This window comes from Halocola ammonii, from assembly GCF_049334165.1.
Classification (GTDB): domain Bacteria; phylum Bacteroidota; class Bacteroidia; order Flavobacteriales_D; family Sanyastnellaceae; genus JBEGHD01.
On sequence record NZ_JBEGHD010000008.1, the window covers coordinates 133,246 to 147,595 of the forward strand.

The following is a 14,350-nucleotide window of genomic DNA, read 5'->3' on the forward strand; positions in this document are numbered from 1 at the left end:
ATTATTCTGCTTTTACAGACTGCTTCTTATCCCATCGTTTTTTGAGGACAACCATCATCACAATTCCCGCAATAAAGAGCAGAGTTGAAATAATCTCTGCCTGAGTGATTTCCATGCCCAGCAGATTGTAAGTGTCGTTCACGCGAATTTTCTCAATCCAAAATCGCTCAAAACCATTGAAGGCCAAATAAAGGGCGAAAATCATTCCGGGGATTTTAATTCTTTTTCTCAGGCTCCACAAGATGAAAAAGATGATCACGGCCATGATCGTTTCGTAAACCGGAGTGGGGAAGACCGATGGTACGAGATGAGTGCAGTAGCCATCAAAACAGGGTTCACCGTCAAATGGAACTCCCATGCGATTAACGTTGTTTGGATAGTCGTAAGACCACAGCCAATCGGGAAGCCAGCTCATCCAGCCAGGTTTTGGAGACGTGTTTACTATTCCCCAGTCGCCATCACCAGAAACCTGACAACCGATCCGTCCAATTCCGTAGGCAAGGATTAGTCCGGGCGCTGTTGCATCGGCAATTTTAAGCATGGGGATACCATGTCTCTTCGCATAGAACAAAACGGCAGCTCCACCTACAATCAACCCTCCATAGATCGTGAGACCACTCAACAAATTGTCGATGCTTGGATTTCTGAAAAACTCCAGAAAGTTGTCGGGGTCTTCAAACAGGTGAAAAAATTTGGCTCCTACAATTCCACCGACAGCAGCAACCATTGTGATTGTGCCTGTCAGTTCAAATGGGTGTACAGTAATCTCTCTTTCTTCCGGTTCTGGAAGTTTGTTTTTTTGTCCTTCGCGGTAGCGCATAAAAACAAAAAGTGCTGCCACGATTATTCCTCCAATCAGGTTTCCTTCTGCAGAAAGCAGGTACTCCTGAGGCCGACTTCCATTTCCAAAGGCATCCTGAGCATTAAAAACAAGACCGAGAACCTTGTAGCCAAGGAGGAAGCCCATGGCGCCATTCAGCAGGTAGCTCATAGGACTAACCGGCTTGCCAACAACGATCTTCTTTTTCCGCGCCTGGAGTTCACCATTTTTTTCCATACGCTTGAGCTCCCTCGAAAGCAGCCAGCTAGCAACTACAAATGCCAGAGCCACAAAAAAGCCAAAGCTGTTCAGGAGTTTGAGCCACTGCCAGTCAACTCCGATAAGGTCTTTGAGGGCGTGGTAAATTGTTGGGTACATAGGGTTGAGAGAATTTAAATTTCTACTGCCTCTGCAGTGGTGATTTTCATTACACCGTCTCTGTCGAGCTCTTCGAGTTGCACGGTCATTTCTGTATTAATTAACTCAGGGTCGAAAGGCGTTTTTACTTTCACGTAGTTTTCTGTGAAGCCGTGCATCACACCTTCGTTGTCGTCTCCTTCAAAAAGCACTTTTTCTACTCGTCCCTGCTGCGATTCGTAAAAAGCTCTTTTCTTTTTTGAAGAGAGAATTCGCAGCATTTTGCTTCGCTTTTGACGAATTTCCATAGGTACTACATCATCGATTCTGAGGGCTGTCGTGTTGGGCCTCTCTGAATAGGTGAAAACATGGAGATAAGAAATGTCCAGGTCTTTCAAAAAATTGTAAGTCTTCTCGAATTCTTCTTCGCTTTCTCCCGGGAACCCTACAATTACGTCAACGCCAATGCAGCTTTGAGGCATCAGTTCTTTGATTCGTCTCACCCGGTTTGCATAAAGGTCCGTGAGATAACGTCTCCGCATTTTTTTCAGAATTGCATCTGAACCAGACTGGAGCGGAATGTGAAAGTGCGGTACGAACTTTTCCGATTTCGAGCAAAACTCGATGATCTCGTCAGAAAGCAAGTTCGGCTCTATGGACGAAATGCGATAGCGACTAATTCCTTCTACTTTGTCGAGCTCTTTGATGAGATCAAAAAACGACTCGCCATTGTGTGTGCCGAAATCTCCAATGTTGACTCCGGTGAGCACAATCTCTTTAGCCCCTTCGCGAGACGCTTTTTCAGCTTGCTTCACTGTTTCGGCTACGCTTGCGCTCCTGCTGCGTCCTCTTGCGAGCGGGATGGTACAAAAGGCACAAAAATAATTGCAGCCATCTTGCACTTTTAGGAATGTTCGGGTGCGGTCGCCAATAGAGTAGGACGGGACAAACTCTTTTGTGGCTTTAATTTCCGTTGCTTCTACTTTGCCGGTTGTGGCTGTATCGGCATTCTCCAGGTGCTCAAGCACGTTGAATTTTTCTTGCGCTCCAAGAACTAAATTCACTCCCGGGATTTCAGAAATTTCCTGTGGTTTTAATTGCGCGTAGCAGCCAATGATGATGATGAAAGATTCTGGATTGATTCTCCTTGCTTTGTTTACAATCTGTCGGCATTTGCGATCTGCATTGTCTGTCACCGAGCAGGTGTTGATCACGAAAATGTCTGGATCATCGTTGAAATCCACCCTGGCGTATCCGGCATCTTCAAAACTCCTGGCAATGGTAGAAGTCTCCGAAAAATTGAGCTTACAGCCCAGCGTATAAAAAGCTACCTTGTGAAACTGCATCATAAGGCCGCAAAAGTAATAAATCTGCACTTGAGCGGAGACTGCATTTTTTTCAAGTTCGTTCTCTCAATATGTTGGATGAGAATGTGTTTCTTTTGTTACTAATTCGTGATGTCAGATCAGAATCGGGAATTTAATTTTACTTCTTGAGAATTAATACTCAATTGATCAGTGGAAAGTAGCGACCAAAAACATGTAGTTATTATCGGGAATGGAATTGCGGGAATCACCGCGGCTCGCCATATCCGCAAAAAGTCTGATCATAAGATCACTGTGATTTCTGCAGAGTCAAAGCACTTTTTTTCCAGAACCGCACTCATGTACATTTATATGGGGCACATGAAGTACGAGCACACCAAGCCGTACGAAGACTGGTTTTGGGAGAAAAATGACATTAATCTGGTCTACGATTTTGTATCTGAGGTCAACACCAATTCGAAACTACTCCAGCTCAAGAGCGGCAAGCAGATCAAATATGATGATTTGATTTTGGCCACCGGTTCTAAGTACAACATGTTTGGCTGGAAAGGACAAGGCCTGAAAGGTGTTCAGGGACTTTACAGCGTTCAGGACCTCGAAAAACTCGAGGAGAATACTCATCCTCCTTTCCCCAAACCGCAGGAAAAGAAAGTACACCGAGCTGTAATTGTTGGCGGTGGACTGATTGGAGTAGAACTTTCAGAAATGCTGATGACGAGGGAGGTTGAGGTTACTTTTTTGGTCCGTGAGAGTCGCTACTGGGGAAACGTAATGCCCGAGGAAGAAGGTGCACTGATCGACCGCCACATGAAAGAGCACCACGTGGATGTGCGCTACAACGAAGAGCTTGAAGAAATCATAGGTGATGAAAGTGGCAGGGTGAAAGCTGTGCGTACAGTAAGTGGCGAGGTGATCCCTTGCCAGTTTGTTGGAATTACAGCAGGTGTCCACCCAAACATCGAAGTAGTAAAGCATTCTCGAGTGGAAACCGATAAGGGGGTTTTGATAAACGAATTTCTGGAAACAAACATTCCCAATGTTTACGCAATTGGCGACTGCGCTCAGATGCGCGAGCCGATAGGCGAGCGCAAACCCATCGAGCAAGTTTGGTACACAGGTAGGATAATGGGAGAGACCGTAGCATTCACGATCTGTGGAGAACGAACAAAATATCAACCTGGAGTTTGGTTCAACTCAGCTAAGTTTTTCGATATCGAATATCAGACCTACGGTTGGGTGATGAGCGAACTACAAGAAGGAGAGGAGAAGTTCGTTTGGACTGACGATTCTGGCAAGAAGCTGCTGAAGTTAGTCTACGACAAATCGAGTAGAAAGCTCAAGGGCATCAACACTTTCGGTATCAGGTTGAGGCACAACATCTGCGCAGATTGGATCGAAAAAGAAGTGTCAGTAGAATATGCACTGGAAAAGTTCAGGACCGCCAATTTCGATCCCGAATTTTTCAAACGCCACGAAAAAGAAATTATCAACCAGTTTAATTCGGAAAACGGAACTTCGCTGAAGCCTGCTGGTAAGAGCTGGAAACGAATCTTAGAGTTTTACAAATGAATCAACCGAACTATCAACGAATAAAGAAACTCAACACAATCCAGTCTGTTGGAATCGGACTGTTTTTGCTGTCTTTCTTCGTGTTTATCAGTGTGTTGTTTATTGGAGGTTATCGACTCGATGAGTCTGTCCTAAAGTCAAGCTTGAGTCAGGAAAAGTACACATCTGTGATCGAGACCAACGCTGATGCCTGGAACGAAATGAAAGGTGAGCGATACTCCAATCAGTTTACGTTTGTGAGCGATCTGTCTAATTTACTGGAGGAAACCAACAACTATGTGAAATCCAATTATGGCCTGACGAGTTCACAGGTTGATCAGCTGGTGCAGAAAGCGGAAAATGATGGTTCATGGAATTACAACGCTGCGACTATTGATCAGGTCCTGAAAGACAATGCCGAACTTGCCGAAAAGCTGAATGCATCTACCAACTGGATGTTTGAAAAAAGCTACAACTCTGCAGAAGCCCTTAGAGGAGACCTTCAGAGCAAGGTCAGTAGTGTGAATAACTCAATTCTGGAAACACGAGGTTTTCCCGAAGGCTCCATCAAAGGCCTTAAAAAATCGATTACAAAAGCATCTACTGTCGGTGTGGTCAAGGATTATCAAAACACTTTTATCTTCATTTGCTTTGCTCTCACTTGTCTTGGTGGTTTGCTCTACATCATTCCCGCTGTGAAACAAGGACCTGCAGGAATCAAAAATGATCACATTTGGTTTCGATCAGGGCTAACCGTTGGCTCAATAGGTATCGGAGTGGGAATTTTCCTCATCAGCTTCTATGTGCTGCTCTACTGGTATCCGGAATACATCACTAACTGGATTGTCATGGTCGATCCTTTGCGGCAGCTTATCACTGGCGAGTCAGCTAGCGAGTGGTTCCTCTACGGACTGATGTACACATTAGTCATTCTGGTAATGGGAGTGAGGATGTTTATCAAATATCGCAACAACAAGTACCAACTCTTTCGCACGGCTTCAGTCATGTTTTTCCAACTTGGCTTTGCATTCCTTATCCCGGAGATCCTGGTGCGACTCAATCAGCCCTACTACGATTTCAAAAATATTTGGCCGCTGGATTACGACTTCTTTTTCTCCTGGCACTTAAACGATCTGCTGGCTAGCGGAACACTCGGGCTTTTCATGCTCGGCTGGGGAATTGCGCTCATTGCACTTGGTGTACCACTGTTCACATATTTCTATGGCAAACGCTGGTATTGTTCCTGGGTGTGTGGCTGCGGTGGACTTGCCGAAACACTCGGGGATCCATATCGCCAACGTTCCGACAAAACACTCAAGGCCTGGAAGTTTGAACGGTTTAGCGTTCACGGTGTGCTTGTGTTTGCAGTGGTCATGACCGGTCTGACACTTTACACTTATTTCACAGACGACTACGAGCTGCTTGGAGTACAAACGGCTTCCATCCAGACGACCTATGGATTTCTTATAGGAGCTGCTTTTGCCGGAGTGGTGGGAACAGGTTTTTATCCTTTCATGGGAAACCGAGTTTGGTGTCGTTTCGGTTGTCCACTAGCAGCCTACCTTGGGTTGGTTCAGCGGTTCAAATCGCGTTTTAGGATTACAACCAACGGTGGTCAGTGTATCTCTTGCGGAAACTGCTCTACCTACTGCGAAATGGGGATTGATGTCCGCTGGTATGCCCAGCGCGGACAAAACATCGTTCGTGCTTCCTGCGTAGGTTGCGGAATCTGCTCAGCAGTTTGTCCTCGTGGAGTTCTCAAACTGGAAAATGGCCCCGAAGAAAACAGATTCAACGACAATCCAATTGTCATAGGAAGCGGAGGCTCGCAGTTGGCACCACAGCTACTTTCAGCCTCTTCTAAGTAGTTTTTAGGTTTTCATTAGTTGCGACTTTTTGAAGTTGGATTCCAATCTCTGGAAAATCGAAATTTGGTTTAATGTGCTATATTTAGAGCATCTTGAAAGTAAACCTCAAGGAAAACCAAAAATTTTTAAACCAATGAAGAAAACTTACTTACTCTTCGCTGCTGCCTGTGCATTTTCGTTTGGCCTCAGCGCACAATCCTTTTCAGATCAATCAGGCCTTTTAAACGACACTTATTACAGTGGTGGCGTTGTGGGCGTTGCCGACATGAATAATGACGGAATTGACGACATCGTCATCATGGACGATAGTAAAAATGTCAAAATCGAGTATGGAAACCTCGATAGCGGATTGTCTTTCACTCAAGAAGAATACACCAACGTATCTGGAGCTAATCAGTGGGGAATGGTTTTAGGAGATGTCAGAAATGACGGCCACAAAGACGTTTTCTCTGGAGGAAGCTACGATGGTACGCACTTCGTGGACATTCACTCACAGGGAAACTTCGACTTTTACGACCTGGCAATGGGTAGCTTGTTTATGCAGGCTTGCAACATGGCCGACATCAACAACGATGGCTGGCTCGATGCTTTTGGATGTCACGATCAGGCTGAAAGCAGAATTTGGGGAAATGATCAGGCCGGAAACCTGGTTCCTCAAAACGACTGGATCGATATGGCCACTGTGCCCGAATCAGACAACTCTGGAAACTACGGTTCGGTATGGACAGACTACGACCACGATGGTGATCTGGACCTGTTCATTGCAAAATGCAGACAGGGTGTGAATGACCCAAACGACCCACGAAGAATCAACGCTCTGTTCGTGAATGACGGAAACGGAAACTACACCGAACAAGCAGCCGATCACGGCTTGGTGATCTACGAACAGTCCTGGACTGCAGATTTTGCCGACATCGACAACGATGGAGATTTCGATTGTTTCATCACCAACCACAGTGGCACACTCACTCTTTTAGAAAATGACGGAAGCGGAAACTTCACTGATATCACTGCGGGAAGCGGCCTCGAGATCAGTGGATTCTTCCTTCAGGCAATTCTCAAAGATTTCGACAATGATGGATATGTAGACCTAATTTACAGCGGAGGAACTCACAAGTATTTTAAGAACAACGGAGATTACACCTTCACTGAAGTGCCAAATATGTTTCCGAATGACGATACAATGCACTCCTTCGCTATTGGTGACCTCAATAAAGATGGCTATCTAGATCTGTACGCGAGCTACGGAAATACTTATGTGAATCCAGACTACAATAATCCGGACATCCTTTGGATGAACGATGGAGGACTGAATAACAACTACATTGCTTTCGATCTTCAGGGAGTGATCAGCAACATGGACGCTGTTGGAGCTACTGTTGAAATCTACGGTGACTGGGGAGTTCAAATTCGAGAAGTTAGAGCAGGAGAGAGCTATGGAATCACAAACTCTTTCCACCTGCACTTCGGCCTTGGAACATCGGCTTCTGTCGACTCTGCTGTGATCAGCTGGCCTTCTGGAATTGAACAAACGATTCAGAATCCAGACATAAATCAGTACCACGAGCTCGAAGAAATTGGCTGCGTGAACGAAGTAGCAGATCTTACAGTTGATGGAGAAACGGAAATTTGCCCGGGAGAAACGGTTGAGATTACCGCACCGGATGGGGCTTCTTCTTACGACTGGAGCAACGGTGAATCTGGACAAACAATTACAGTGAGCGAAGCCGGAAACTACTCAGCTACACTCTACTTCGATAACGAATGTGTTGGTTTTACGAACATTGCTAGCATCGAAGTAATAGAAGAAGAGTCTCCGGAAATTCAAACCCCACAAGACCTAACGGTCTGTGAAGGAGGAAGTGTTCTTCTCGTAACAGACGCAGAAAACGCAACCTGGTCTACAGGAGATCAGGTGCAGGAACTAATAGTTAGCGAGTCGGGTGAATACACGGTAACCCGGGAAGGCCTTTGCGGAACCCTCACTTCAGAGCCCGTAACTGTCCTGGTAGTTGAAACTCCTACCGCTTCAACAATTGATGAGATTTCAGTTGGAGTTGGCCAGTCAGCCACTCTTTCGAACCCGTCCGGAAACTACACATACTGGTACGATGAAGAGACAGCAGAAAACCCAGTTTACGAAGGAGCGGATTACACAACAGATCCGATCACTGAAACCACTCAGTTTTGGTACGAAGAGGATGTAGACTTCCAGGGAGTGCCCCAATTCGGTGGACCTGAAAACAACGATGGCCCTGGAGCTTACCACGACAATAGCCTCTACTGGATTGAGTTTGATGCTTACACCGATTTCGTTTTGAAATCCGTGAAAGTCTATGCCAATGGAGATGGAAACCGGAGCATTGTGGTTGTCGATAGCAACGGTGATGTAGTAGTTGAAGACGTATTTTTTATTGAGGACGGTGAATCTCGTGTAGACGTGAATTTTGAAATTCCTGCAGGCACAGGATATGGACTTAAGTCGAACAGCCAAAACCCACAGCTCTACCGAAATGGAATTGGAACCGAACCGGACTTCCCCTACGAGATCGGATCGACCTGTGCTATCACCGGAACGAACATCGAGAACGGAAACGATCTTGAGTACTACTACTTCTTCTACGATTGGGAAATTGAACCAACAGTAACTTGCCGCAGCGACCGCGCGAGTGTGACTGTGACAATTACCAATATCAACGAGATTGAATCGGTTGCGAGTTTGAATGTTTTCCCAAATCCAGCGAGTGATGTAATTAAACTTTCAATGGAGTTGAGCAAAAACACTCCTCTGACAGTTTCACTGCTCGACCAACTTGGCCAGCAAATTGAGACCAGAGAGCTGAACGATTTGCGAACAGGATCGAATGAAGTAGAAATGGATGTGAGCGACCTCTCAGGCGGAGTTTATTTCTTACAAATCGAATCTGAAGGGCGCGTGGCCACAAGAAAAATTGTAGTTCAATAAGGAACTCGAATAAAAAATGAAAGCTCCATTTGGCACCTGCCGGATGGAGCTTTTTTTATACTTTTAAGATAGATCTGGCGTAGTTTTCCCAGCTCATGTCTTTGGCCTTGTCGTCTATGTTCTCTCGTGGAATTGGCTTTTCGGTGAGCTTTATCATCTGCTCGGCCATGGAGTCCGTGTCGCGGTCTTCGGCCAGGTAGCCATCTTTGCCATCTGTCACAGTTTCAGGGAAGTGGCCAACCTTTGTGGCCAGTATCGGAAGCCTAAAGTTGTAGCTCAACGATTCGATGCCAGATGGGGTTGCGGTGAGGTAGTAGAGCACAACTGCATTGCTCACCTGAAAATATTTGTGGACGTCTTCATTCGGAATAAACTCATTGAAAACAACTGTTTTGTCTCCGATGCCGAGTTCGTCAATTTTTGCCAGCGGATTATAGTTCCTTTCGTCATCCTGTCTTTTGAGGAATATTCGCTTAGCGATTCCAAAGAGCGAGTTTTTCAATTTAGTGGTCCACTTTGTCTTGTCAAGTGTGTTCCAAAACGACTCACCACAAATGAGAAGTGAAACGTCATCGCGCTGTTCAGCGACCTTGGCGAAAGCCTCGATAGCGTTGTGAAGTCCTTTGTACTTTCTGATAAATCCAAAGAACAAAAAAACGTGCTTTTTGAGTCCGAGGTCTTTTTTAAACTGCTCGGTATCAAAGTCTGGATTTGGCTTGAAGAGGTCATAAATCGGGTGGTAGAGCTTAATCACAGGAGTGGAATCTCCTTTGCGACTTCTCTGACCATCGTAAGTCAATTCGAATTTTTTCTTTGGGAAAAGCTCCTGCAATTCGCGGTGAGTTTTCAGTGCGTGCACGATGAACGTGTCGGCTTTTGAAATGCCTCGCTTTGTAAAGTACCTGTCGATGTTGCTGTTTTCTTTTTGAACGACAAAGTGCAGGTCAACCACAACCTCGATCTTCGGATGTCTCGAAAGCTTTTTAATGATATTTCCGACCGGTAGCCCCTGAATGGCAATCGACCACTGGAAGATTACTTTTTCGGGCTTCAGGCTCACGATGTATTTGTAGGTTTCTTTCCAGGATGCAGGATTGTTGTAATTGGTGATGTACTTCACTTTTACATCGCTGCCTTCTAGCAAATCGGCTTTACTAGATTTGTCGACAAACTCTCGCGGAATGATTGCCGGATACTGCTGTGTCCACGAAACTATGTGTACGTCAGTGTCTGGCTGCCGGTCGAGCGCCAGCGCCAGCGAGGTGTTGTAATTCGAAATCCCTCCTTTGAATTTTGGCCCAGGACCGAAGCAGACAATCGTTCTTTTTTGATCAGCCATTGGCGTTTCTTTCTAACGCTTTTTCGTAAACTCTTTTCATCCCTTCTTCTATGGAAATTTTCGCTTCCCAGCCTAGCTTTTCTTTCACGTAGCTCATGTCGCAGTAGCGAGAGTGCACACCCACTGGCTTGTCGAGTAGGGGCTTTATCTCCGGCTCGTAACCGGCAAACTTGCAAAACACTTCGATGATATCTCTGAAGCTAGTCAACTTGCCCATTCCAATGTTGATGGCTGTGCCATCTGTGATGTGATCCATGGCTAAAAGGATGCAGTCGATCACATCGTCAATGTGAACGAAATCGCGCCCCTGGTGACCTGATCCCCAAACCTCAAAAGGGTCTTCCTTCGCGGCAGCTCTGGCTGCAATGGCCGGCACCGGATAGCTCAAATCCTGATCTTCCCCATAACCGGAAAAAGGGCGGATGCAGGTCACGCTCACTCCGTAGTGCTCTGCGGCAATTTGCGCGAGGTACTCTCCTGTGAGTTTGCTCCATCCGTAGGTCATGTCGGGCTTTCCAATTTTATCAAAATCGATGTCACTTTCTTTGAGTGCAATGGCATCTGACTCTGTTTGCAGGTCTACCGGGTAAGCAGCACTGGAGCTTGGGTAGAGAAAGCGATCGGGCTTGTAGGTGCACACCCAGTCAAACATTTCAGCATCGATAGACAGGTCGAGAGCAACGGCCATCGGGTCGCCATCAATTTTTGCCCTTCCTCCAACGATGGCTGCAAAGTGAAACACATCGTTGATTTTCGGAACGTTCATTCCATATGTTTTCTCGAAGTAAGTCTCATCATCGATAAACGAGCGAATGATGTTTCTCACATCACTTTTTAGAAACAACAGCCTTTTGTCATCACCGTAAATTTCAAAATTGTCTCCAGATGATTGCAATTTTGCATCGAGCCACTCCGATGGGTGTGTGCCCACAGTGAGGTTGTCGATAAAAATTATTTGATCACTAGTAGTGGAGAAAAGTCGCTTCACCATGTTTCGGCCTACAAATCCGCAGCCTCCGGTAACTAAATGCGTTTTTTTCATTGGATCTCGAGTTCAGAGCTTTTAAAGGTTGCGAAAGATATCATTATGTGCTCAGTTTATAAAGTTTTAGCCACCCTGATCAGCCTCTTTTCAAAAAAGTGGTGCTCACACCTTCAATTTTTTCAAAGCCCTCGATAATTCGATCGGCCTCTTCAAGTCGGACAGAGGTTTGTAGACTGCACTTTTGTCGAAAGTCCTGATTACTCTGCGGTAGGTTTTCCTGCCCGAGGTAAGCCATCACGGCACTCATTTGGTCGTAGCCAAAGTGAATTTTGTAGTGGTTCATCACTGTTTGCTCAATGATGGTTCCACTTTCGATGGCAGCTTTTGCAGCAGTTTTGTAGGCGTCAATCAATCCACCAACACCTAGTTTGGTGCCGCCAAAATAGCGCACCACAACTATGAGGATGTTCGTCAGGTCGAAGCTTCGGATTTGCCCCAGAATAGGCTTGCCAGCAGTACTGCTTGGCTCTCCGTCATCGTTTGCCCGGTAAAGCTTTTTGTCCAATCCGAGGCGGTAAGCATAACAGTGATGTCGTGCCTGATGGTGTTCTTTTTTTACTTCTTCGAGGCGTTCCTTCACTTCATCTTCGTCATACACAGGAAAAGCGTAGCCAAAGTGTTTGCTACCTTTTACTTTGTAGAGGCTTGTAGATGGAGCTTTGAGAGTTCGGTATGTGTCTGGCGCAGTGATTTCTAACGCTGGTATTTACGTTAGAGGATTGAGCATCACGCTAAAAACAGTGATGGCATTGGGGTCACGGTCGTAAAAAAGTTTATCGAGCGCACCAAGAATATTTTTTGCACTGAAGTAGGACGTGTGAAGATTTTTTTCACCGTGTATCGACCACTGAATAGTGTACGAACTCTCTTTGTCCTTGTAGTTTCTCACGTACTCGAGCATGTTTTTCAGTGCGTCCATTTTGTCGAGTCCCTCTGTAGAATGGAATAGAAAAGATTGGTTGTGTCTCGGATTCACCGTGATGAGGTGAAGTGTGATTTTTCCATCGATCTCATCAAAGTCGTAGATCAGGCTGTTTGGTCCCAGTCCGATGTATTTTTCGATCTCGCCCTGGGTGCGAGCCAGTTCAATATTTTTGTCCACTGCCATAGTGATTTATTTTTTCAAAGATTTGAAATTCAGTGATTTTCTTCTTGTGGATTTTCGGCTTCTTTTGGGGCGTCTAATTTAGAATAAATGGAGTTATTGCTGATGTATTCCGGTACCAATTCTTTGAGCTTTTTCACGATCGTGGCGTTGTCCTGCCTGTCAAAAAGTGAGATGAGGTCTCTGACTTCTTCCAGCAGGCTATCAAAAGAAACTTTTCTCACTCTTGCGCGCATAATTTTTGGATGATGTGTGGAAGTTGTGTTCTCGTCAGAAGTGAGCAACTCTTCAAACAGTTTTTCTCCAGGTCTCAAACCAGTGAATTTTATCTCGATGTCTTTTCCGAGTTCGAGTCCCATAAGCTTCACCATATTTTTGGCCAGGTCGATAATTTTTATCGATTGTCCCATGTCAAAGACAAAAATTTCTCCGCCCTCGCCCATTGCCCCAGCTTCCAGAACCAGCTGAACAGCTTCGGGGATGGTCATGAAGTAGCGAGTCACTTCGGGATGCGTTACTGTGAGTGGGCCGCCATCTTCAATTTGCTTCTTAAACAGAGGAATCACAGAACCATTAGAGCCGAGCACGTTGCCAAATCGAGTCGTCACGAAGTTGGTTTTCGAAACGGCATCTTTCGATTGGGCATACATTTCGGCCACGCGCTTTGTAGCTCCCATGATGTTGGTTGGGTTCACGGCTTTGTCGGTGCTGATCATTACAAATTTTTCAACTCCGAATTGATCAGCAGTGTCGACAAGGTTTTTTGTGCCGAGCACGTTGGTGAGCACAGCTTCCGAGGGATTGTCTTCCATCAGCGGCACGTGTTTGTAGGCCGCAGCATGAAAAACCACCTGGGGTTTGTAAAAATCGAACAACCTTTTGATGCGATCTAGCTGACGGATATCACCAATTACGTAATCGATTTTGCCTTCCACTTCGTGAAACTTCATCTCATTCTGCAAGTCGTAAAGCGGAGATTCCGACTGGTCGAATAGCACGAGCTTCTCAGGATCGTAGGCATTAATTTGCCTTGCGAGCTCACTCCCGATTGAGCCGGCAGCACCGGTTACTAAAACGGTTTTGCCTTTCAAGTCATCGCGCACAGACTTGTTGTCGAGGGTAATGGCATCGCGGCCCAGCAGGTCTTCAATTCGGATATTGCGAATTTGGTTGAGACTGAGCTCTCCGTTGATCCACTGCTTAACGGGAGGCACGTTCAGCACTTTCACGTTGTATTTCAGTGCCTGATTCACCAATTCAGCTTTTCGCTCGCGACTGATCTGCTGAACTGAGATAATTAACTGATCAATATTTCCCGAGTCGAAAAGTTCATCGATTTTAGAGCTGTGAAAAATCTTCACGCCTTCTAGTTTCTTTTTCGCCTTGCGCTTGTCGTCATCGATAAAAGCTGTGATGGTCAGGTCAGTATGCTGGCTTTCGTCAAGTGTTCTCTTGGTGATAAATCCAGATTCTCCTGCACCAAATATGGCAACTCTTGTAAGTGCCTGTGCGGGAGTTTTGAGTTCTCGATAGAGCGTCTTCAGTGCGATTCGGCTCACAACCATGATGAAAAGCGTGAACAGATATTCGATAATGATTACCGAGAAGGGCAGGAAATACTTTCCATCAAAAATGTAGAATCGAATGAGGTTCAGCGCTGCAAAAAGTACCGACCCGATAGTGAGAACTGTAAAAATACGTTGAGCATCCTGAGTCCCGGTGTAGCGGATGATGCCGGCATAGGTTTTACCAATCCAAAATGAAAGCAGTCTGACTCCTAGAAAAACTCCAAAAAACTTGAGTGCGAGATCAACTTCGTGCGAAGGTACACTGAATTCGAAACGAACGAGGTAGGCCAGCAAAAATGCAAATGAAGTGATGCAGGCATCGATAGTGAAAACGATCCAGCGTGGAGTATTTTTTTTTGGAATAACTGGGATCATACTTTGTCCGCTAGGCAGCCATCGGCTGAATTTGA

Annotated in this window: 10 protein-coding genes; 3 read left to right on the forward strand and 7 right to left on the reverse strand. The window is 45.6% G+C overall.

Features of this window, described 5'->3' with window-relative positions:
- Nucleotide 1 precedes the first annotated feature (1 nt).
- Both ABHV44_RS09860 and mtaB read right to left on the reverse strand, forming a co-directional pair.
- Complete coding sequence (locus tag ABHV44_RS09860) at nt 2-1,198, reverse strand: prolipoprotein diacylglyceryl transferase (RefSeq protein ID WP_459074517.1); 1,197 nt, start codon at nt 1,196-1,198, stop codon at nt 2-4.
- 14 nt (nt 1,199-1,212) lie between these two features.
- Nucleotides 1,213-2,526, reverse strand: a complete 1,314-nt coding sequence (mtaB, locus tag ABHV44_RS09865) for a tRNA (N(6)-L-threonylcarbamoyladenosine(37)-C(2))-methylthiotransferase MtaB (RefSeq protein WP_459074518.1) — start codon at nt 2,524-2,526, stop codon at nt 1,213-1,215.
- Between the two features lie 168 nt (nt 2,527-2,694).
- Here mtaB and ABHV44_RS09870 point away from each other — a divergent pair, with 168 nt between their 5' ends.
- The 3 genes from ABHV44_RS09870 to ABHV44_RS09880 all read left to right on the forward strand — a co-directional run bounded on the left by ABHV44_RS09870 (nt 2,695) and on the right by ABHV44_RS09880 (nt 8,883).
- Nucleotides 2,695-4,071, forward strand: coding sequence for an NAD(P)/FAD-dependent oxidoreductase (locus tag ABHV44_RS09870; protein ID WP_459074519.1), 1,377 nt, complete (start codon nt 2,695-2,697; stop codon nt 4,069-4,071).
- On the forward strand, nt 4,068-5,918 hold the full coding sequence (locus ABHV44_RS09875) for a 4Fe-4S binding protein (RefSeq protein ID WP_459074520.1): 1,851 nt from the start codon (nt 4,068-4,070) through the stop codon (nt 5,916-5,918). Before ABHV44_RS09870 ends, ABHV44_RS09875 begins: the two co-directional genes overlap by 4 nt.
- Before the next feature lie 133 nt (nt 5,919-6,051).
- Nucleotides 6,052-8,883 carry an FG-GAP-like repeat-containing protein gene (locus ABHV44_RS09880; protein WP_459074521.1) on the forward strand — a complete coding sequence of 944 codons (2,832 nt, stop codon included), beginning with the start codon at nt 6,052-6,054 and terminating at the stop codon, nt 8,881-8,883.
- 55 nt (nt 8,884-8,938) lie between these two features.
- On the opposite strand, the gene ABHV44_RS09885 is transcribed toward ABHV44_RS09880, so the two are convergent.
- The 5 genes from ABHV44_RS09885 to ABHV44_RS09905 all read right to left on the reverse strand — a co-directional run bounded on the left by ABHV44_RS09885 (nt 8,939) and on the right by ABHV44_RS09905 (nt 14,315).
- Nucleotides 8,939-10,222, reverse strand: coding sequence for a glycosyltransferase (locus ABHV44_RS09885; RefSeq protein WP_459074522.1), 1,284 nt, complete (start codon nt 10,220-10,222; stop codon nt 8,939-8,941).
- On the reverse strand, nt 10,215-11,264 hold the full coding sequence (locus ABHV44_RS09890) for an NAD-dependent epimerase/dehydratase family protein (RefSeq protein WP_459074523.1): 1,050 nt from the start codon (nt 11,262-11,264) through the stop codon (nt 10,215-10,217). The genes ABHV44_RS09885 and ABHV44_RS09890 overlap by 8 nt, the downstream gene beginning before the upstream one ends.
- A gap of 79 nt (nt 11,265-11,343) precedes the next feature.
- On the reverse strand, nt 11,344-11,973 hold the full coding sequence (locus tag ABHV44_RS09895; RefSeq protein WP_459074575.1) for an IMPACT family protein: 630 nt from the start codon (nt 11,971-11,973) through the stop codon (nt 11,344-11,346).
- Nucleotides 11,974-12,375 (reverse strand): hypothetical protein, encoded by a 402-nt coding sequence (locus ABHV44_RS09900; protein ID WP_459074524.1) that lies wholly within the window; start codon nt 12,373-12,375, stop codon nt 11,974-11,976.
- Nucleotides 12,376-12,404: 29 nt separating this feature from the next.
- A complete protein-coding gene (locus tag ABHV44_RS09905; RefSeq protein ID WP_459074525.1) occupies nt 12,405-14,315 on the reverse strand; it encodes a polysaccharide biosynthesis protein in 1,911 nt (636 codons plus the stop codon).
- Between the last annotated feature and the right edge of the window lie 35 nt (nt 14,316-14,350).

Bases quoted from the DNA above. Each gene is read 5' to 3' on its own strand.
- ABHV44_RS09860 (WP_459074517.1), bottom strand. From the start codon at position 1,198: ATGTACCCAACAATTTACCACGCCCTCAAAGACCTTATCGGAGTTGAC.
- mtaB (WP_459074518.1), bottom strand. From the start codon at position 2,526: ATGATGCAGTTTCACAAGGTAGCTTTTTATACGCTGGGCTGTAAGCTC.
- ABHV44_RS09875 (WP_459074520.1), top strand. From the start codon at position 4,068: ATGAATCAACCGAACTATCAACGAATAAAGAAACTCAACACAATCCAG.
- ABHV44_RS09880 (WP_459074521.1), top strand. From the start codon at position 6,052: ATGAAGAAAACTTACTTACTCTTCGCTGCTGCCTGTGCATTTTCGTTT.
- ABHV44_RS09885 (WP_459074522.1), bottom strand. From the start codon at position 10,222: ATGGCTGATCAAAAAAGAACGATTGTCTGCTTCGGTCCTGGGCCAAAA.
- ABHV44_RS09890 (WP_459074523.1), bottom strand. From the start codon at position 11,264: ATGAAAAAAACGCATTTAGTTACCGGAGGCTGCGGATTTGTAGGCCGA.
- ABHV44_RS09900 (WP_459074524.1), bottom strand. From the start codon at position 12,375: ATGGCAGTGGACAAAAATATTGAACTGGCTCGCACCCAGGGCGAGATC.
- ABHV44_RS09905 (WP_459074525.1), bottom strand. From the start codon at position 14,315: ATGATCCCAGTTATTCCAAAAAAAAATACTCCACGCTGGATCGTTTTC.